A 20,550-nucleotide genomic window follows, 5' to 3' on the forward strand; every position below is an offset into this window, starting at 1 on the left:
TGGTTTTATGAAAAAAAGAAGTAGTGGGGTATTAATGCATATATCATCTTTGGAAGGAAAGTTTGGTATCGGTTCCATTGGTGAAGAAGCATACAAGTTTGTAGATTTCTTAGTTAAAGCAGGACAAAAGTATTGGCAAATACTACCTTTGGGACATACAAGTTATGGAGATTCACCATATCAATGTTTTTCTGCATTTGCAGGAAATCCACATTTTATAGACTTAGATATCCTTGTTGATGATGAATTGTTGAGCATTAAAGATTATATAAATGAAGATTTTGGAGCATCAGAAGAAAAAGTAGATTATGGATTAATATTTGAGAAAAGAAATAAGATTTTAAAAACTGCTTATAAAAATTTTAAAAATAAAAAACTAAATAGACATGAAGCATTTGAATATGAAAAATTTAAAAATGAAAATAGTTTTTGGTTAGATGATTATAGTGATTATATGGCTATAAAAGAAACTTTTGATTTAGTTTCTTGGAAAGAATGGGATGAGGATATAAGAAATAGGGAAGAAAAGGCTTTAAGAAAATACAGAAAAGAGCTTAAAGATGAAATTGAATATTATAAATTTATTCAATTCCTATTCTTTAAACAATGGAAAGAATTAAAAGATTATGCAAATTATAATGGGATAGAAATAATAGGTGATTTACCTATATATGTTGCAGAGGATAGTGCAGATATGTGGAGCAATCCTAAAATGTTTAAAGTTGATGAAAACAATAAACCAAAAGTTGTAGCAGGATGTCCACCAGATGCATTTGCAATAACAGGTCAGCTTTGGGGGAATCCAATATATGATTGGGAAGCTATGGACAAAGATAATTATAAATGGTGGATTTCAAGAATAAGAGAAAGTTTTAAACTATATGACATGATAAGAATAGATCATTTTAGAGGTTTTGAATCATATTGGGAAATTCCATATGGAGATGAAACAGCTGTAAATGGAAAGTGGGTAAAAGGACCAGGAATAAAACTTTTTAATGCTATAAAAAAAGAACTTGGAGACTTAAATATTATTGCTGAAGATTTAGGATTTATGACAGATGAAGTTATAGAATTTAGAGATGAAACAGGTTTTCCAGGAATGAAAGTTCTTCAATTTGGTTTTGGAGGAGAAGATAGTACAGATTTACCACATAACTATATAAAAAATTCAATTGCTTATACAGGAACTCATGATAATGAAACTATTATGGGATGGGTAAATACTATGGCAACTAAAGAAGAAAAAGAAAAAGCATTAGCTTATTTAAATGTTAAAAATTTAGATGATAGTTATGATTTTATAAGAGCAATTTGGGGTTCTGTTAGTTTTTTAGCAATTGCGACTATGCAAGATTTATTGAATCTAGGTAGTGAAGCAAGAATGAATATTCCATCAGTTTTAGGTGGAAATTGGCAATGGAGAATAAAAAAAGATCAATTAACAGATGAATTAGCAAAAAAATTAAAAGATTTAACTAAATTATATGGAAGAATTTAATCTTAAATTTAAGTAGATAGGGAATCTAATGATTTAGGATAAGGAAGTATTGGAGGATTTAAATTATGAAAAATGAATTAAAGGTATCTATGGAAAGACAATTAAAAATAAAATATGGAGTTTCTATAGAAGAAGCTTCAAAAGGAGAAATTTTTAGTAGTCTTTCATCAGCTTTAATGGAAACTATAATAGATAATTGGAATAACACAAATAAGATTTATTCAAAAGGAAAACAAGCTTATTATTTATCAGCTGAATATTTAATGGGAAGAGCTCTTGGAAATAATTTGATAAATTTAGGTCTTTATGAAGAAGTTTCAGATTTATTAAAAGAATTAAATATTGATATAAATGAAATAGAAGAGGCAGAAGAAGATGCAGCATTAGGTAATGGTGGATTAGGAAGACTTGCAGCTTGTTTTATGGATTCAGCAGCAGCTATGGAAGTGCCATTAAGAGGATACGGAATAAGATATTCAAATGGATTATTTAAACAATACTTCAAAGATGGATTCCAAGAAGAATGTGCTGATAATTGGTTAACTTATGGAGATCCATGGAGTATAAGACGTGAAAGAGAAACAGTTAAAGTTAAATTTAAAGATATGGAAGTAAAAGCAGTTCCATATGATACACCAATAATAGGATATGATAGTAAAAATATAAATACATTAAGACTTTGGAAATGTGAAGCCTTAGAAAGCTTTGACTTCCATGCCTTTAATTCGGGTAAATATGCAAAAGCAGTAGAATTAAAAAATAAAGCTGATGATATATCAAGAGTTTTATATCCAAATGATGATATGAGACAAGGAAAATTATTAAGACTTAAACAACAATACTTCTTAGTAAGTGCATCTGTTCAAGATATAATAAGAAGCCATGTAAAATTACATGGAGAAAACTTTGAAAATTTATCTGAATATCATGCAATTCAATTAAATGATACTCATCCAGTTTTAGCTATACCAGAGCTTATAAGAATTTTAGTAGATGATTATAAATTAAAATTTGATAATGCATTAAAGATTGCTAAAGGGGTATTTGCTTATACAAACCACACTATTCTTGCAGAGGCTCTTGAAAAATGGGATAACAAATTAATTGTAGCTTTATTCCCAAGAATAATGCAAATAATTAAAATGATTGATACAAGATTTATAAATGAATTAAAGAGAAAAGGATATTCTAAAGAAGAAATTGAAGAATTTAGAATAGTTAAGAATGGAGTATCAAGAATGGCAAACCTTGCAATAGCAGTAGGCTTTGCAGTTAATGGAGTAGCTAAACTTCATACAGATATTTTAAAGGATATTGAACTTAATAATTGGTATAAACTATATCCAGAAAAATTCCAAAATAAAACTAATGGAATAACTCCAAGAAGATGGCTTAGATTATGTAATAGAGAATTATCAGATTTTATAACAGAACTTTTAGGAGATGAAAGTTGGGTTAAGGATTTAAGTAAGCTTAAAGAATTAGAAAAGTTTATTAATGAAGAAGAGATTCTAAAGAAATTTATGATGATAAAGCATACTAAAAAAGAACAACTTGCAAAATATATAAAAGAAACTGAAGGAGTGGAATTAGATCCAAGTTCAATTTTTGATATCCAAATAAAGAGATTACATGAGTATAAGAGACAATTATTAAATACTTTATATGTTTTAGACCTTTATTTTAGATTAAAAGAAGATAAAAATTTAGATATTCCTAAAACAACATTTATATATGGGGCAAAAGCGTTCCCTGGTTATAGAAGAGCAAAAGCAATAGTTAAGTTTACTAATGAAGTTGCAAAACTTATCAACAATGATAAAGAAATAGATGGGAAAATAAAGGTTGTATTTGTGGAAAACTATAGAGTTTCATATGCTGAAAAATTATTCCCAGCTGCTGACCTTTCAAAACAAATATCAACATCAGGAAAAGAAGCATCAGGAACAGGTAATATGAAGTTTATGTTAAATGGAGCACCTACTTTTGGAACTATGGATGGAGCTAATGTTGAAATAGTAAGAGAAAGTGGTGAGGAAAATAACTTTATCTTTGGATTAACTGTTGAAGAAATAGAAGAAATGAGAGGAAACTACAATAGTAAAGAATATTATGAAAATAATTCTTCAATAAAGAGAGTAGTGGATTCTTTAATAGATGGAACTTTTGATGATGGAAATACAGGTTTATTTGAAGATTTATATAACTCATTAATAGAAGAGGGAGATGGATATTTATTATTAGCTGACTTTGAAAGCTTTAAAAAGGCTGAAGATAGAGTTTTTGAAGCTTATAAAGATGAAAAAAGATGGGCTAAGATGGCATTTAAAAATATGTGTAATGCAGGAATGTTCTCTTCAGATAGAACAATATTAGAATATAGTAAAGAAATATGGAACATTAAGCAAACTAAAAATACTTTATAATTTTAAAGTTAGGAGATAGTGTTATGAGGTTTGGAAAAAATAATTTTACAAGCTATGAAAAAGGTATAGAAAAAGAATGGATGCTAGCAAATGGAAGAAGTGCATTTTCAGGAAGCACTATGATAGGATCAAATAGTAGAAAATATCATGCATTATTAATAGCAGCATTAAAATCACCTGATGAAAGATATATGATTCTTCCAAAAGTAGAGGAAAAATTTATATCAAACAAAATAGAATATCCTCTAACAACTACTAAATTTAATGATGAAGTTATTGAAGGTTTTAAAAACCTTCAAAGCTTCAGCTATGATGGTATTCCAGAATATAAATATTTTATAAATGGTACAACTATTAGAAAGAGAGTTTTTTTAGAAAAGGGAAAAAATACAGCAGTTATAGAATATTTAATAAAAGGAAATAAAAATGGAGGAGAAATTAAACTTATTCCATATATGGCATTTAGAAATCCTGGAGATGTTTCAGAAGCTGAAAATTTAAATTTTAAGAAAAAAAATATTATAAATGGATTTAAATTAAATCCAACTCTTAAAGAAGAAATAAATATTAAAATTTTTACTGTAGGTGGAAGAGTATCATCAAAAAATGAAAGTATAACTAAAGAAGTATATTATGATGTTGATAAAAGCACTGGAGATGATTATTTAGAAAGATATTATATACCAGGTAAATTAACAATAGATATAAATCCTTATGAAGAAAAGAAAGTATACTTCGTTTGTACTATTGAAGATGGAGAAATAAATCCAGAAGAAATAGTTTTTAAAGAAGAAAAGAGAATAAAAGAATTAAGAAATATATTTAAAGATGATAATAGAACAATAGCAAAATTGCTTCCAATAGCAACTGACCAGTTTATAGTTGATAGAGATTCTATAAATAGCAAAACAGTTCTTGCAGGATATCCTTGGTTTTTAGATTGGGGAAGAGATACTATGATAGCTTTAACTGGAGTTTCTATGTCAACTGATAGGTTAGATGATACAAAAGATATTTTAAGAAGCTTTAGTTTATATGAAAAGAATGGTCTTATTCCAAATATGTTCCCAGACTTTGGACAAGATCCATTTTATAATACTGTGGATGCTTCACTTTGGTATATTCATGCTATATATATGTATCTTTTATATAAGGATGATATAGAAGAATTAAATTTTGTAAAAAAAGAATTGTATAAAACAATTAAAAATATAATAAAGGCTTATAAAGAAGGAACTGATTTTTCTATAAAAATGGATAAAGACTATTTGATAAGTGCAGGAAATGGATTAGACCAAGTTACTTGGATGGATGTAAGAGCAAATGGAATAGTTGTTACACCAAGACATGGGAAGCCAGTTGAAATTAATGCTTTATGGTATAATGCCTTAAAAATTTCTGCTTTATTAGCAAAGAAATTTGGAGATAAAGATTACGAAGAATATGAAGAATTAGCTGAAAAAGTTAAAATATCTTTTAATGAGAAGTTTTGGAATGAAAAAGACCAATGTCTTTATGATGTTGTAAATGATGAAGAAAGTGATAATGCTATAAGACCAAATCAGGCTTACGCAATTTCATTACCATTTACAATGCTTCCTAGGGAAAAAGAAGAAAAAGTAATAGAAAAAATTTATGATGAATTATATACTCCATTTGGGTTAAGAAGCTTAGATAGAGGAAATGAAGATTATAAAAAAGTTTACGTTGGAGAACTTACAGATAGAGATATGGCATATCATCAAGGAACTGTATGGTCTTTCCCACTTGGAGCATTTTTAAGTGGATATTTTAAAGTTAATGAATATTCAGAAGAAGCAAGAGAATTTATTGATGATGCTTTAAAGGAAATGGAATCACATATTGAAGATGGATGCTTAGGTGGAATAGCAGAAATATTTGATGGAGATGCACCACATCACGGAAGAGGATGTTATAACCAAGCTTGGGGTGTAGGTGAAATTTTAAGAGTTTATTATGAATGCGTAAGAGGGAATATTAAGAATTTAGAAAAAGCACATAATCACATATTTGACTAATAAATTTAATAGTTTTATAGGTTAGAAAATTTACTTTCTAACCTATAGAAATTTTTAAAATTAAAATTTGTTTAGGAGAGGAAGCTTTAAAATGAATATAAAAGATATTTATAAAGATAAGAAAAAAATAAGAGAGATATTTAATTCAAGTGAGTTTGAAGAAAGATATACTTCTGATTTAGAATTAGGAGCAATATATTCAAAAGAAAGCACAATATTTAGATTATGGACACCAGTTGCTAGTGAAGTTAAGCTAGTATTATTTTCAAAAGAAAAGGATAATTTCACAAAAATTGAAGAAATAAATATGAGTGAAGATAATAATGGAGTTTGGGTTGCTGAAAAGAAAGGTGATTTAGATAAAAGTTATTATAGATTTAAAGTGAAAATTGATGATAAACAAAATGAGGTAATAGACCCTAATTCCAAAGCTGTTAGTGCTAATGGTGAATATAGCATGGTAGTAAATTTAGAGAAAACAAATCCAGAAAATTGGGGAAATGATGTTAAACCAGAATTTAAAGATTATACTGATGCAATAATATATGAAATGCATATAAGAGATTTTACTATAGATGAAAATTCAGGAGCAGAATTTAAAGGAAAATATAAAGGAGTTACAGAAAAGGGCACAAGAACTAAAAATGGATTTAAGACATGCTTAGATCATGTAAAAGATCTTGGTGTAACTCATCTTCATTTACTTCCAACTTTTGATTATAAATCAGTAGATGAAAAGAATTTAAATGTTCCACAATATAATTGGGGCTATGATCCAGAAAATTATAATTGTCCTGAAGGTTCATATTCAACAAATCCTTTTGATGGAGATGTGAGAATAAAAGAATTTAAGGAAATGGTTTATAATCTTCATAAAGAAGGCTTAAGAGTTGTTATGGATGTAGTTTACAATCATACTTATGAAGCAGAAAATTCATTATTTAATAAAGTAGTGCCGTACTATTATTATAGAGAAGATGAAAATGGAGATTTTTCAGATGCTTCAGCTTGTGGAAATGAGACTGCTTCAGATAGAAGTATGTTTAGAAAATTTATGATAGATTCTCTTGTTTATTGGGCTAAAGAATATCATATAGATGGATTTAGATTTGATCTTATGGGGATTCATGATATAGAAACAATGAAGCTTATAAGAAAAGCTCTTGATGAAGTAGATGATTCAATAATAATTTATGGAGAAGGATGGACTGGAGGAGATAGCCCATTAAAAGAGGAAGATAGGGCTTTAAAGAAAAATACAGTTCAATATGGAGAACTTCAAATAGCAGCTTTTAGTGATGATATAAGAGATGCAATAAAAGGTGATGTATTTATAGATGAGAAACCTGGATTTGTAAATGGCGGACAAGGATTTGAAGAATCAATAAAATGCGGAATAGTTGCTTCAACAAACCATAGTGAAGTTAATTATAAAGATGTAATTTATTCAGATAAATTTTGGGCAAATGAGCCATACCAAACTGTAACATATGCTTCAGCTCATGATAACTACACTTTATGGGATAAGCTTCAAATAAGTGCTACTGATGAAAGTGAAGAAGAAAAAATAAAAATGAATAAATTAGTAGCGGCAATTGTTTTAACTTCACAAGGAATTTCATTTATTCATGCAGGAGAAGAACTTCTTAGAACAAAATGCGATGAAAATGGAAAGCTAATAGAAAATAGCTTTAAATCAAGCGACTTAGTAAATAAATTAGATTGGACAAGAAAAGAAAAATATATAGATATATTTAATTACTATAAAGGATTAATAAAACTTAGAAAAAATCATAAAGCATTTAGGATGAATAGTTCAAAGGATATAAATGAAAGAATAGAATTTATGGAATTTGAAGAAAAGAATTTAGTAGGCTACACAATAAATAGTGAAGGCTTAGATGAATTTAAAAAAGTATTAGTTTTATTTAATGGAAATAAAGAAGATGTAGAGTTAGAACTTCCAAGTGGAACTTGGACATTAGTTGTTAATGGGAAAGAAGTAAACGAACTTGGAATTAAAAATATAAATGAAGCTAAAATAGAGCTTCTAGGAAGAACTGCTTTAGTTTTAGTTCAAAAATAAATTTCGTCTTAATAGTTATAATTTATACCCCTATATATTAGGCTCTCATTTATGAGAGCCTTTTAATTTGTTATTAATTTTATATTTTAAATAATTTTTTTATTAAATTTACTATGATCTTTTTATTAAAAATATTATAAATTTAAATAAATTAAGAGATGAAATTAATTCATCTCTTTTTAAAATTGATATCTCATATTTTGAGGTTCATAGTATGAAAGTTTATGCTTTTTACAAAGCTCACTTACAAAATTATCTATAAAATCTGCATCCTCTAAAGAACAACCAATTACAATAAAACCTGGACCTTTATCAGCAGTTATATTAAAGTTTTTTTCCATTAATTCATTATAAAGATTATCAATTATATCAATATCACCTACTAGTGAAAAATCACCTTCACAAATTTTTTCGTATAAATATTGAGCAGAACCAGCACCATTTATTTCACCACTATTAAATACTAAGCAATACCAATCCATTTTTAAACCTCTTTTCATAAAAAATATAAATTTATTTTAACATAATAATTTAACATAAAAAAAGTTAAATGTTTACATTGAAACAAGTTTTGATAAATGTACAAGTTTGAGTTAAATAATGACAAAAATTCAAAATAGATGTATTATAATAAATATATTAATAATAATTAAACGATAATATAAATTCATTTTTAAAAAATAATGCATTTTATTAATAAATTATAATATTGAGAGAAGGAGGGGCTTTATGGAAAATAGAGAAGAATGGGGGTCAAAAATAGGTTTTATTCTTGCAGCAATAGGTTCAGCAGTAGGGCTAGGAAACATATGGAGATTTCCATATATAGCATATGAAAATGGAGGAGGAGCATTTTTAATACCGTATTTCTTTGCAATATTTACTGCAGGAATTCCATTACTTATTTTAGAGTACTCTATGGGACATAAATATAGAGGATCAACTCCTCTTGCTATAGCTAGAGCTTCAAAAAAATGGGAATGGATTGGATGGTGGCCAACTATAACCTCAGCATTTATAGTGGCATATTATTCAGTTATTATAAGTTGGGCTATGAATTATTTCGTTCTTAGTTTTAAGCAAGGTTGGGGAAGTGATTCAAATATTTTCTTCCATAATGATTTTTTAAATTTAAGCAATTCACCTTTTGAATTAGGAGGAGTTGTATGGTATATATTTTTAGGAGTAATAGCAATTTGAATTATTAATTGGATTGTTTGCTATAAAGGTGTGAAAAAAGGAATTGAAAAAATAAATAAAATTTTATTACCAATGTTAGTAATAATAATGATAATAATTGCAATTAGAGCTGTAACTTTAAATGGAGCATCTGAAGGACTTAATACACTTCTTACTCCAGATTGGTCAATGGTTTTAAAACCATCTGTTTGGATTTCAGCTTATGGACAAGTTTTTTACTCATTAAGTATAGCAATTGGAATAATGATGACTTATTCAAGTTATCTTCCTAAAAAATCAGATATTAATAATAGTGCGTTTGTAACTGCATTTGCAAACTGTGGTTTTGAATTTTTATCAGCTATAGCTGTTTTTTCAATATTAGGCTATATGGCAACAGCTCAAGGTGTTCCTATATCTGAAGTAGTTTCAAGTGGTGTAGGACTAGCATTTGTAGCTTTTCCACAAATATTTTCTGCTATGGGACCAATAGGAAGTTTTTTAGGACCTTTATTTTTCCTATGTTTAATATTTGCTGGTATAACATCTTCAGTTTCACTAACAGAAACAGTTTCAGCACCTTTTAAGGAGAAATTTGGTTGGAGTAGAAAAAAGGTTGTTACTTGTATGTGTATAATTGGAGCTTGTATGAGTACAGCTTTTGCAACTAATGCAGGATTATATCTTTTAGATATTATGGATGCTTTTATAAATAATTATGGAATAGTAGTTGTAGGACTTTTAGAAGTTATATTAATTGGATGGATAGTTACGCCAAAAAGTTTAAGAGAGCATTCAAATAAAATATCATATATTAAAGTCGGAAAATGGTGGGATATATCAATAAAGTTTATTACTCCAGCAATTTTAATTTATATGATATTACAAAATGTTATTAATGAAATAAGTGCACATTATGGTGGATATGATTTATCTAATCTTATTGCTTATGGATGGAGTGTTATTGGCTTTGGAATAATAGTTTCATTAATTTTATCTAAGAAACCATGGAAAGATAAAAAGATTGAAGACTATGAAGAGGACGAAAATGATGAAGAAGATAGATTAATATTAGAAGAAATCAATAAATAATAAAAGGGAGATAATAAAAATGACAGGAACATCAATATTATTTTTCATAATTGGAGCAACTGTATTGTGGGGAGGATTTATAGCCTCACTAACAATACTTCTTAGAAATGAGAAAAAGTTAGATGTAGAGTTAAGAAAAGATGAAAATTTAGAATGTGATGCTTAAAAAAAGAGATTCAATATTTTATATTGAATCTTTTTTTATTTTCTAAAAACAGGAAGTGTGCTACAAGCAAATCCTCCACCAGCTTTTAGTATTTCTGAATAATCTAGATAGAAAACTTTATATCCTAATTTTTCTAGGAGTGTTTTTACTTTTTTATGAGATGTCACAATTCTTTTTTTTCCTAAATTAATAAAGTTTGTTCCTAGTTCGCAAGTAGTTTTATTATCTAAGTAATATAAGTTTTTTATTATTTTTTGAATTATAGCTTTATCATAAACATAATTTGAAATTACAGCATGGTTATCATCTAAAATATTAAAAACACAATCAAGATGCAACAATTTATCTTTATTAAAATTAATAGGAATTATAGTATAATTTTTATTTAATGATTTTAGATAATTTCCAAGTTCAAGTGCGCCAGACATACTTGTTCTATTACTCATCCCAACAAAAATATAATCATTGTATATAAGAACATCTCCACCTTCAATAGAATTTTTCATTTTATATATTTTTTTATGTTTGTCTTTAATATATTCTTCAAGAGCAAGTATTTCTTTAGCTCTATTTTTATTTGCCATTTTAGAAATAAAGAGAATATCATCAATTACAAAGCCAACATCTCTAGTAAAAACTTGATTAGCTCCATAAATAGGTTCTAAAAACTGAACTTTAGAACCTTGATTTATAAGAAGATTTATAAAATCATTATATTGCTTAAACATTTTATTTCTATTTAATTTTTTAAATAGGGAAAAATGAACTAATTTAAAATTAGAAGGATAGCACATTATAAATGTACCAATTTCCTCATAATGGTTCTTATGACTTATATCCATAAATTTCACCTCTATAATATACTTTTGTATTAGCATCAACTAATAAAGAGTATAAATAAAATAATATATACAATTATAAAAATAATGAATTATATAATACTTTATTTAGTATTAACCATATTCTTAAAAAAAATTATTATTAATATTATTTTATTTTTAGATGAATCAGTTTATTTAAAAGTTAAAAAAATGATATGATAAAAAGGGGAATATAAAAAATATTGTGATTAAAAAAATTATTTAAGGAGTGATAACTATGGCAGTTAAAATGCTACATACATGCATTAGAGTAAAAAATTTAGAGGAATCTTTAAAGTTCTATAAAGAAGCTTTAGGATTAATCGAAACAAGCAGAAAGGATTTTCCTGAATATAAATTTACACTTGTTTATTTATCAAATGAAAAAGGTGGATATGAAATAGAACTTACTTATAACTATGATGTAGAAAAGCCTTATGAATTAGGAAATGGATTTAGTCATACAGCAATTGGAGTAGAAAATTTAGAAGAGTTTAGAGAAAAGCATATAGAATTAGGATATAAAGTAACTGATTTAAAAGGATTACCAGGAGAACCACCAAAATACTATTTTGTAACTGATCCAGATGGATATCAAATTGAAGTAATAAGATTATAATTTTAAGCTTACAACATAGAATAAATTATAATTTGAATTGCGAAGGAGAAAACCATGAAAATAGGAATTTTAACAAGTGGTGGAGATGCACCAGGAATGAATGCAGTTATAAGGGCTATAGTAAAAGTTTCAACTAAATACGGTATAGAAACTTTTGGAATAAAAAGGGGATATACAGGACTTCTTAATGAAGAAATATACAAATTAACTGAATCTGATGTAGATTATATTTCAGAATCAGGTGGAACTATATTAAAAACTTCTAGATGTCCAGAATTTACTACAGAAGAAGGAAGATTAAAAGGTTTAGATAATTTAAAAAAATATGGAATAGATGCTGTAGTTGTAATTGGAGGAGATGGTTCTTTTCAAGGAGCACAAAAGCTTCATGATTTAAATGTAAAGGTTATAGGTGTTCCTGGAACTATTGATAACGATTTAAAATATACAGATTATTGTATAGGATTTGATACAACTCTAAATACAGTTTTAGATTGTATAAGAAAAATAAAAGATACTGATGCTTCTCATGAAAAAGCTACAATTGTAGAAGTTATGGGAAGATATTGTGGAGATTTAGCTCTTTACTCAGCAATAGCTGGTGGAGGAGAAATAATTTCAACTCCAGAGAGAAAGTTAAGTCTTGAACAGATAAAAACTGCCCTTAAGAAGAATATAGAAAAAGGAAAGAAAGATAGCATCATAATAATAACTGAAAGAATGTATGATATTGAAGAAGTTCAAAAATATTTAGAAGATAATCTTGGTATTGGTGTAAGAAGTACTGTACTTGGATTTATTCAAAGAGGTGGTAATCCATCTGCAGCAGATAGAATTCTAGCTTCAAGAATGGGAGCACATGCTGTAGAACTTCTTAAAAAAGGAGTATCAGGTAAAGCTGTTGGTGTACGCAATAATGAAATGATAAGCGTAGATATTAAAGATGTTAATAAAGAAAAAGATATTAAAAAAGAGCAATATGATTTAATGGAGCTTCTTTTATAATAGAAAATAGTATCTCAATTATTTGAGATACTATTTTTTTATTAAGCTTTAAGCAGGAGATAAAATTTCAATATTATCATTTATATCTATTAAGTTATTTAAAATAATATAATTATTTTTTATTTCTATTAAAGAACTAGCTATTATTTTTTCGTTTAAATCTTTAAAATTTGATAGTTCAAAAGATTCATCTTTTTCATTTAAAATTGAATTAACATTATTAAGTTTAGAGGTAAGTATTTTAAGATTATCTTTTGATTCATTAGTTAAAGATAAATTATGCACAAATTTATTTAGTTCATAAATAGTTGATACAAATAGCAACTTATGATTATTTAAAATTTTATAGTTATCATAAATATCTTTCTTCTTAGATATATTAATATTGTTTTTAATAGTATCATTTATTTGAGAAATTAAAATATATACATTATTTATATAATGATCTAATTTATCTTTTTCAAATAATTTATCTAAGTTATTTAATAAATCTTTTATTAATTCATTAGAGATATTATTTAAATTATTATTAGATTTTTCAGAATCATATTTAAATATAAATTTATTTATTAATAATGCAATTAAAGCACCAATTAAAATAAATATAATTCTTTGTAAGCTTAATAAAATTGGATTAGATACAATATGGCTTGTACTATTTAAAGCTTCAGTTGCATTAACCATTACAGCAGCTCCTATTGCAGACATTGTAACAAAAATAATTTTTTGTCTATAAGTTTTGCAATATATGTTTCCATATCCAGCTCCAATGATTATAAAGCTTCTAATTGCATTATCTTTAAATATAGTAAAAGTGATACCTATAAAAATTGCACCTATAGTAGTAGCTATAATTCTATCTTTAGCTTTTGACTTTGTAGCTTCGAAAATTGGGTTTGTAAGAGATAAAACAGTATACATAATCCATCTACCTTGATGTAAATTAAAATAATCCATTATAAAACATGCTATTGAAACTTCAATAGCTACATGAAAAGCATAAGTAAATTTTATTGAGTTAAATTTAATATTTTTTAATCCATAAATATCATCTTGAATATTGTTTGTTATTTTAGTTTTATTACTTTCTTTATTTATAATAGAAACTCTATTAGTTGAATTTCTTAAAAATATAATAGAGCCTAGAATTTGTATTTCTAAATTACTTACAGAATTACTATATTTATTATTTAAATTTAGTATGTATTTATCAAGTTCTTCTGGATTTTTATTTATTAAAAATTCTTTGAAAATAGAGAAAAACTTAGATACATCATTTAGAATATTTTCTTTTGGATTTATATTTGATATTAAAAGGTTTATTTTTTCTATAGAAACTAAAATATCTAAACTATCTCTACCTTCTTTTACAATATAAAAATTTTTTTCTTTTTTATCATGAATTATATCTTTTAAATTTTGAATCATAGAATTTATTTTAATATCTAATTCTTCAGTAGACTTATTTGAATTAATAAATTGTATTTTGCGATTAAGGATTTCTAATAGTCCTATAAATATTTTTTCACTTGCTTTTTCAATTTTATTTTTATTAATTAAAAATTGTGGGGCCATTATACTTAATGCTCCCACTACTAAAGAAATTAATCTTAAAGGAAGGGCTGATAATGGTACTGGATATGCTAATAAAAATAAATATAGAAAAGTAAATGGAATATACATTGGAGTTTTTAAAATGTGGCCAAAAGAATAACTTATGAAAAATACTATTATAAAATTTATAGGAATGGCTACCCACATATTACTTGCAGCAAAAAAAGTTCCTATTCCTATTAATAAATAGAAGAAAACTAGTCCAAAAGTATTTTTTATTGGTTCTCCAGTCAAATCTTTTCCCATAAACATTAGAATACCGGTTATAGACATTACAGCAACTAAAATATTATCATTTCCAAATATAAATTTAAAAAGAAATATATATGCCATAATACATGCAAACAGAATTGTATTATTTACTATTAATTTTTTCATTTGTATACCTCTTAATTAAAAGTTTAATTTTAAAATTTAATATATTACTTTTTGAGGAGTATACCACTAATGGAATAAATTTTCAAATTTTATAAACTTAAAATATATAATATTATAAGAATAGTAATACTTCTATTAAAACTTTCTCTTATAATGTCTTCAATAAAACTATATAATAAAATATGAGTAGAGATAAATAGATATAGTTATATAAATATATTAATTAACCAATGAGGTGAATAAAGTGATAGAATATAAAAATAAAAAATATGTTTGTTTGTTAGATTTAGGATTTGAAACTATTAGAGGAAAATGGAAAAGTATAATAATATGTCATTTATATAGAGGGCAAAAAAGATTTTTAGAGTTACAAAGAGAAACATCAGGAGTAAGTCAGAAAGTTTTAACTGAAAAGCTTAAGGAGCTTGAAGAAGAGGGGATAATAGAGAGAATAGTATATGCAGAAGTTCCTCCAAGAGTAGAATATAAGTTATCTGAAAAGGGAAGAGAACTTGGGGAAGCAATGAAATTGATAGAAGAATGGTCAGTTAAATATTATGGAAATAAATGATAAAAAAGTAAACCTTTAGAAAGCTAATTTTAAATAATAGTTTTCTAAAGGTTTTATTTTTATAAAAATTAAAAGTATGCCTTTATTAGTAATTAAATTATTAAATCCTTAATGGGCGGCTAGAGAGTTTTGTCGTGCATTTATTCTCTTTATTTGGAAAATTATTAATGAAGCAATTATTATTATTATTGTTCCTATTAATACATTTGTAGTTATCATTTCTCCCATAATTAAAAGCATTAAAATTGGAACTAAAATTGGTTTTATATAGAATACACTTGTTGCAGTTATAGCAGAAGTTTCTTTCATAGCTCCTAAGAAGAAGAAGAAACCTAAACCTTTTACAACAATACCAACATATAGTAATAAACTAAAGCTATGAGCATTAATACCTTTAATTATAGGAATATGCAATATTAGCATAAATATAAACATAACTAAAACACCAAGATAGAATGAAAAACTATTAGTTACAGCTTTTCCGTATTTTCTGATTGTTTTTGTTGCAAGAACATTAAATAAAGCGATTGAAACAGCACCTAATAAGGCTAAAGTAACACCAATTAAATGTTGTTCAGCATCTTTTCCTGAAGCACCTGTAAATGGATTGAATATAACAACAATTCCTATAGCAGCTAGTATTATAGCAATCCAACAACGAGAGTCAAATTTTTCTTTACATACTACTCTTGCTAATGGAACTGTCATTATTGCATTTGAACAAACAAGAATTGCAACTATGGCAGGAGTAGTAAATACTAAAGCTTCTTGTAATAAAGACATTCCTATAGAAACTTGTATAACACCTAATAGTAAAAAGTACAACCAATCTTTAGTTCCAAGTTTTATATGAAGTTTTCTCATATCTTTTATTGCAAATGGTAATAAAATTGTAGCTCCAATTAAAAATGCAATTGAATTGATTTGATAAGCATTAAGCTTGTCCATTGCTAAATATTTACCGCTTATTTCTTGAGTACTAAAGCATAATGCAGTTAAAAATATAAATATATAACCTTTGTATTTTGACATAGTAGATCTCTTCCTTCCTCTTTTGTTTTAAAGTTACAGAATAAAGTGATTATATGAAATTTTCTGAAAATTCCACTTCAATTTACAAGCTTAAGTTTTTAGTTTTTTATATAGCCCCATATATAAAAGCCCCCTTTTTATTTAATTTAAAATTTATTAGTAAAAATAATAAAGTATATTCATATATCTGTAAACCTTATCATAAGGCGTGTGAATTACTACTGAATATTTTTACATTAGTTTATTAGTTGAAATTTTAAAAATAAAATTTACTAAATAAAATTTGATAAATATAATTTGGAAGTTTTTAATTCTTAAGTTAAGAATAACAAATAAAAATTCCAAAGTCAAAACATTTGTTTAGTTTTTAATCAAATGTTTAAAAATAGATTTATTTTATTTTTTTTTATTTATTATTAAAAAGTTAATTTAAGTATTTTATTTAGAAAATATGTATGATTGAAAGTTAACATAAGTTAGAATATAATAAAAAAAGATTTTAAAAAATAATATATGATTTGAGGTAGTGATTATGAAAGATTATGAAAAAATGAATCAAACCGAAAAACAGGATTTTTTAGCTAAATTATCTAGTATGTATTATGATAAATCTATGACTCAATCTGAAATTGCAAATGAATTAGAAACTACTAGATTTAAAGTTTCTAAGTATCTTCAGGAAGCGAGAGATAAAGGAGTTGTAGAAATAAATATAAATTATCCTAGACAAAGGCTAAAGACTTTAGAAAAAGAATTAGTACAAAAATTTGAACTTAAAGATGCCATTATAATAGATAATCAGACTTTACCTTATGATGAAATAATATATGCGCTTGGAAAATTTGGAGCAGAATATCTTCAAAAGATAATAGTTGAAAATGATACTGTAGGTGTTTTATGGGGAAAAACAATATCAAATGTTATTAAACATATGAAACCAACTAATAAGATGCCAATTACTGTAGTTCAATTAGTGGGATCAGCTGCAAAAGATAATTTATTAATAGATTCACCCGAGCTTATTAGAAGACTAGCTAATGTATATAGTGGAAAATATAAATATTTATATGCTCCTTTATATATGGATAATGACTATGCTAGAAAATCATTTTTGCAAGAACCTGTAATAAATGATTTAATATTTTCTGCTAGTAAATCTAAAATTGCATTAACTGGAGTTGGAACTGTAAACGCAGTGTTTGCTTCATCTCTTTGGAAAGATTATTTAGATGATGATATAAATAGAAGAAATGCTGTAGGGTGCATGTATGGGCATGTATATGATATTTATGGTAATATAACTGAATCTTCTATAAATCAAAAAGTTATAGGAGTAGATATAAATATAATAAAAAATATAGAGTATAGAATTGGAGTGTCTTCAGGTAAATTAAAAGCCGAAGCTATACTAGGAGCTTTAAACGGAAATTTCATAAATGTATTAATAACAGATGCTGAAACTGCAACTAAAGTACTAAGTTTAAAATCAGGTTTAAAAAACTAATTAAAAAGGGTTTGTACTATTTATTTAATATAGGTAAACCCTTTTTTTTGTTGCTTAAATAACATTTATAAAAATAAAATATTTTTACAGAAATATTTTTAACATTTGTTTAATAATAACACAAATGTTTTGACAGAAGATTTTTATGGTGATATCATCTAAGTATAAAATCAAGTGAAAACTTAAGAAGAGGAAGTGTAATTATGGATGTTAAACAAGAGTCTTTAAGATTACATAAAGAAAAGATGGGTGAAATTGAAATTACAGGTAAATTTAATGTTGAAAATAAAGAAGATTTATCTATAGTTTATACTCCAGGAGTTGCTGCTCCTTGTTTAGAAATTGCAGCTGATAAAGAAAAAGTATATGATTATACACTTAAAGGTAGAACAATTGCGGTAATAACTAATGGAACAGCTGTACTTGGTTTAGGGGATATAGGACCAGAAGGGGGACTACCTGTTGTAGAAGCAAAAGCTTTGCTTCATAAAGAATTTGCTGGAGTTGATGCTTTTCCAATAGCATTAAATGAAAACGATCCAGATAAAATAGTTGAAATATGTAAATCTATTGCACCAGGATTTGGAGGAATACATTTGGAAGATATAAAAGCTCCAGAATGTTTTAAAATAGAAGAAAGACTAATAAAAGAATTAGATATACCTGTATATCATGATGATCAACATGGAACTTCAATAGCAGTTTTAGCAGGACTTCTTAATTCACTAAAAATTGTGGATAAGAAAATAGAGGATATTAAAATATTAATAAATGGAGCAGGAGCTTCAGGAATAGCAATTGCAAAACTTTTAATAGCAGCAGGGGCAAAAAATATAGTGTTAGCTGATATAAATGGAGCCTTAGTTGCAGGAGATAATTCTTTAAATGAACCACAAAAAGAAATTGCAGCTATGACTAATAAAGAAAGAGAAGTCGGAAAACTTGAAGAAATAATTAAAAATAAAGATGTATTTATAGGAGTATCAGTAGGAAATATAGTTACTAAAGAAATGATACAAACTATGAATAAAGATAGCATAATATTTGCTTTAGCAAATCCAATACCTGAAATTTTACCTAGTGAAGCCAAGAAAGGTGGTGCTAGAATAGTATCAACAGGTAGAGGAGATTTTAAAAATCAAGTAAATAATCTTTTAGTATTTCCAGGAATATTTAAAGGAGCATTAAAAGGAAGAGTTACTAATATAACTGATGAAATGAAGATAAATGCAGCAAAAGGAATTGCTAGTTTAATAAGTAGCAAAGATTTAAATGAAGATAATATAATACCTAGTGTATTTAATAAAGAAGTGGTAGATGTAGTAGCTAATTCACTACTTAAATAGTTTGCTCATTATAAATAACTTAAAATAAATTTTAGAAAGGAGGCAATAAAATATGGGATTTTATGATTTTGAAAAAAATATATTTTACCAGCCAAATAAATCTAAACTTAAAAAAGTAGAAGATTTTTTGAAAATTCAAGGTTTAGAATTAGATAATAATATTGATTATACAGTAACTTTAGAAAATAATGGACAAATAATTGGAACAGGTTCTTTTGGAGGAAATGTTATAAAATGTATGGCTATTGATAAAGAGTTTAGAGGTTATGGAGTTTCAAATATTATTGCCTCTGAACTTATAAATGAAGAGTATAGGATAGGAAACTCAAGATTATTTGTTTTTACTAAACCTAATAATGAAAATTTATTTAATCAATTAGGTTTTTACACGTTAGAGAGAGCTGAAAAAGCCATTATATTAGAAAATGATAAACACGGAATCGAAAGATATTGTAATAAACTTATAAATGAAAGTTTATATAAAGATATAAATTCAAAAAATTATAAAAATATAGCTTCAATAGTTATGAATTGTAATCCATTTACATTAGGGCATAAATATTTAATAGAAAAAGCTTCAAATGAAAATGATTTGGTACATTTATTTATATTAGATGAAGATAAATCTATATTTCCATCAAAGGTTAGATATGATTTAGTGGAAAAAGGAATAGGTAGATTAAATAATGTAATATTACATAAAGCTAAGGATTACATTATTTCAAGTGCAACTTTTCCAACATATTTTTTAAAGAATGAAAATGATATTTTAAAGTCTCAAGCAGAACTTGATGCTAAAATTTTTGCAAAATATATAGCAAAAAGTCTTAACATAAATAAAAGATATGTAGGAACTGAGCCAATTTGTAAAGTGACATCAGAATATAATAAAGTTTTAAAAGAAATTTTACCAGAGAATGATATAGAATTAATAGAAGTAGAAAGAAAAACTTTTAATAATGAGGTAATTAGTGCTTCAAAAGTTAGAGAATTTATAAAAGAAGATAAATTTGATGAATTGAGGAATTTTATTCCTCAAAGTACATATGATTTCTTAAATTCTGAAGATGGAATAGAAATTGTGGATAAAATAAAGAAAATATAATTGTCAGTATACAAAGGAGGAAATAAT

At 26.1% G+C, this 20,550-nt stretch carries 15 protein-coding genes and 1 pseudogene; 12 read left to right on the forward strand and 4 right to left on the reverse strand.

Translation table 11 applies throughout. The annotated features are described in order from the left end of the window. Positions 1-7 precede the first annotated feature (7 nt). The 4 genes from malQ (at position 8) to pulA (ending at position 8,052) form a co-directional block, all read left to right on the forward strand. Entirely contained in the window at positions 8-1,501 is a 1,494-nt protein-coding gene (malQ, locus tag CLTHE_RS09310; RefSeq protein ID WP_080023080.1) for a 4-alpha-glucanotransferase, read from the forward strand. A gap of 65 nt (positions 1,502-1,566) precedes the next feature. Continuing rightward, on the forward strand, positions 1,567-3,927 hold the full coding sequence (locus tag CLTHE_RS09315; protein ID WP_423237263.1) for a glycogen/starch/alpha-glucan phosphorylase: 2,361 nt from the start codon (positions 1,567-1,569) through the stop codon (positions 3,925-3,927). Between the two features lie 23 nt (positions 3,928-3,950). Further along, the gene (locus CLTHE_RS09320; RefSeq protein WP_080023082.1) at positions 3,951-5,966 is read left to right on the forward strand and encodes an amylo-alpha-1,6-glucosidase; all 2,016 of its coding nucleotides are present in this window, start codon (positions 3,951-3,953) and stop codon (positions 5,964-5,966) included. Positions 5,967-6,057: 91 nt separating this feature from the next. Continuing rightward, complete coding sequence (pulA, locus tag CLTHE_RS09325; RefSeq protein WP_143324057.1) at positions 6,058-8,052, forward strand: type I pullulanase; 1,995 nt, start codon at positions 6,058-6,060, stop codon at positions 8,050-8,052. A 179-nt stretch (positions 8,053-8,231) separates the two neighbouring features. Here pulA and CLTHE_RS09330 read toward each other — a convergent pair whose 3' ends face one another. Further along, a complete protein-coding gene (locus CLTHE_RS09330; protein ID WP_080023083.1) occupies positions 8,232-8,534 on the reverse strand; it encodes a hypothetical protein in 303 nt (100 codons plus the stop codon). Positions 8,535-8,781: 247 nt separating this feature from the next. Between CLTHE_RS09330 and CLTHE_RS09335 the strand changes: the two are divergent. Beyond that, positions 8,782-10,323, forward strand: a pseudogene (locus CLTHE_RS09335) (sodium-dependent transporter). A gap of 19 nt (positions 10,324-10,342) precedes the next feature. Next, positions 10,343-10,489, forward strand: a complete 147-nt coding sequence (locus CLTHE_RS16535) for a MetS family NSS transporter small subunit (protein ID WP_143324058.1) — start codon at positions 10,343-10,345, stop codon at positions 10,487-10,489. A 35-nt stretch (positions 10,490-10,524) separates the two neighbouring features. Here CLTHE_RS16535 and CLTHE_RS09340 read toward each other — a convergent pair whose 3' ends face one another. Then, positions 10,525-11,331: a dimethylarginine dimethylaminohydrolase family protein gene (locus CLTHE_RS09340; RefSeq protein WP_080023084.1), complete on the reverse strand. Its 807-nt coding sequence runs from the start codon at positions 11,329-11,331 to the stop codon at positions 10,525-10,527. Positions 11,332-11,587: 256 nt separating this feature from the next. On the opposite strand from CLTHE_RS09340, the gene gloA reads away from it, so the two are divergent. Beyond that, positions 11,588-11,968, forward strand: coding sequence for a lactoylglutathione lyase (gene gloA / locus CLTHE_RS09345; RefSeq protein ID WP_080023085.1), 381 nt, complete (start codon positions 11,588-11,590; stop codon positions 11,966-11,968). A gap of 54 nt (positions 11,969-12,022) precedes the next feature. Then, a complete protein-coding gene (gene pfkA / locus CLTHE_RS09350; RefSeq protein ID WP_080023086.1) occupies positions 12,023-12,973 on the forward strand; it encodes a 6-phosphofructokinase in 951 nt (316 codons plus the stop codon). 48 nt (positions 12,974-13,021) lie between these two features. On the opposite strand, the gene CLTHE_RS09355 is transcribed toward pfkA, so the two are convergent. Then, positions 13,022-14,965: an FUSC family protein gene (locus CLTHE_RS09355; protein ID WP_080023087.1), complete on the reverse strand. Its 1,944-nt coding sequence runs from the start codon at positions 14,963-14,965 to the stop codon at positions 13,022-13,024. Positions 14,966-15,209: 244 nt separating this feature from the next. On the opposite strand from CLTHE_RS09355, the gene CLTHE_RS09360 reads away from it, so the two are divergent. Beyond that, positions 15,210-15,536: a winged helix-turn-helix transcriptional regulator gene (locus CLTHE_RS09360; RefSeq protein ID WP_080023088.1), complete on the forward strand. Its 327-nt coding sequence runs from the start codon at positions 15,210-15,212 to the stop codon at positions 15,534-15,536. Positions 15,537-15,644: 108 nt separating this feature from the next. On the opposite strand, the gene CLTHE_RS09365 is transcribed toward CLTHE_RS09360, so the two are convergent. Further along, positions 15,645-16,568: a DMT family transporter gene (locus tag CLTHE_RS09365; RefSeq protein WP_080023089.1), complete on the reverse strand. Its 924-nt coding sequence runs from the start codon at positions 16,566-16,568 to the stop codon at positions 15,645-15,647. Positions 16,569-17,100: 532 nt separating this feature from the next. Between CLTHE_RS09365 and CLTHE_RS09370 the strand changes: the two genes are divergently transcribed. The 3 genes from CLTHE_RS09370 to citC all read left to right on the forward strand — a co-directional run bounded on the left by CLTHE_RS09370 (position 17,101) and on the right by citC (position 20,523). Next, complete coding sequence (locus CLTHE_RS09370) at positions 17,101-18,072, forward strand: sugar-binding transcriptional regulator (protein WP_080023090.1); 972 nt, start codon at positions 17,101-17,103, stop codon at positions 18,070-18,072. A 203-nt stretch (positions 18,073-18,275) separates the two neighbouring features. Continuing rightward, positions 18,276-19,418, forward strand: a complete 1,143-nt coding sequence (locus tag CLTHE_RS09375) for an NAD(P)-dependent malic enzyme (RefSeq protein WP_080023091.1) — start codon at positions 18,276-18,278, stop codon at positions 19,416-19,418. A 52-nt stretch (positions 19,419-19,470) separates the two neighbouring features. After that, the gene (gene citC, locus CLTHE_RS09380; RefSeq protein WP_080023092.1) at positions 19,471-20,523 is read left to right on the forward strand and encodes a [citrate (pro-3S)-lyase] ligase; all 1,053 of its coding nucleotides are present in this window, start codon (positions 19,471-19,473) and stop codon (positions 20,521-20,523) included. Positions 20,524-20,550: the final 27 nt, after the last annotated feature.

This window comes from Clostridium thermobutyricum DSM 4928 (assembly GCF_002050515.1).
Classification (GTDB): Bacteria; Bacillota; Clostridia; order Clostridiales; family Clostridiaceae; genus Clostridium; species Clostridium thermobutyricum.